This window comes from Oleiphilus sp. HI0066 (assembly GCF_001635725.1).
Window position 1 is genome coordinate 1 of record NZ_LWFH01001385.1, and the last position, 996, is coordinate 996.

The following is a 996-nucleotide window of genomic DNA, read 5'->3' on the forward strand; positions in this document are numbered from 1 at the left end:
AAGCCTGTGTCGATTCGGCATTATCGATCGCTTTGCACAACTTAAGTCAGAAACATGGTTTCCCAGAAGGGGACGAATTAGAAGGTGGCTATTCTGGGTTTGCTGTGGTCGGTTACGGCAAGCTTGGTGGTATTGAGCTGGGCTATAGTTCAGACCTCGATATGGTATTTATTTACGATGCCAATGACTTCGGCTCAACGGATGGCGATAAGCCAATTAATAATCAGCTTTTTTATACTCGTTTAGGTCAGCGCTTGGTGCATATTTTGGGAGCCCAAACCTCTCAAGGGATATGTTATGAAGTGGACATGCGTTTGCGCCCCTCTGGTAATTCTGGAATGTTGGTGTCTTCGATTAAAGCCTTTGAAAAATACCAAAGAGAAGATGCTTGGACGTGGGAGCATCAGGCCTTAGTTCGTGCTCGCTGTGTTGCTGGTGATGAGCGGGTAATGGCTAAATTTGATGCAGTACGCGATGCAATTTTGAGTATGCCAAGAGAGCGCGCCAAGTTGCTTGAAGAAGTCCGAGTGATGAGAGAGAAGATGCATACGGCTGCAGCAGATAAGCTCGGCTCGATCGACATGGCAGAAAAAAATATCAAGCAAGGTCGAGGTGGATTGATTGATATTGAGTTCTTAACGCAGTTCTTGGTATTGGCCAATGCGCATGAGCATCCATCACTAACAGTTTGGTCAGATAATGTGCGCTTGTTGGAGGCACTTTCGTCAACCATTGATGAAAAACTTTCGTATCAAGCTTTGGATGATGCGTATAGAGCCTTACGATCTGCGTTGCACAGAAAAAGTTTGTCAGGTGTTAGTTATCCTGAAGGATTGAAAGAGTTTCCGGTTGAGCGCGATGTGGCGCACGATGCGTTTGTAAAAATCTTCGGTTAATCACCATGTTGATATCAAGGATTTATCTTTCAGCTCAACTTATTCGTAGGCGAAAACGCTTGTCTTTGGTAGAATGCCCAACCTTTTATTTTTATTATTG

The 996-nt window shown here is 44.4% G+C and carries 1 pseudogene; it reads left to right on the forward strand.

Annotated features, from left to right (window positions below):
* A pseudogene (locus tag A3738_RS20935) lies at positions 1 to 896 on the forward strand (bifunctional glutamine synthetase adenylyltransferase/deadenyltransferase); the annotation flags it as partial.
* Between the last annotated feature and the right edge of the window lie 100 nt (positions 897 to 996).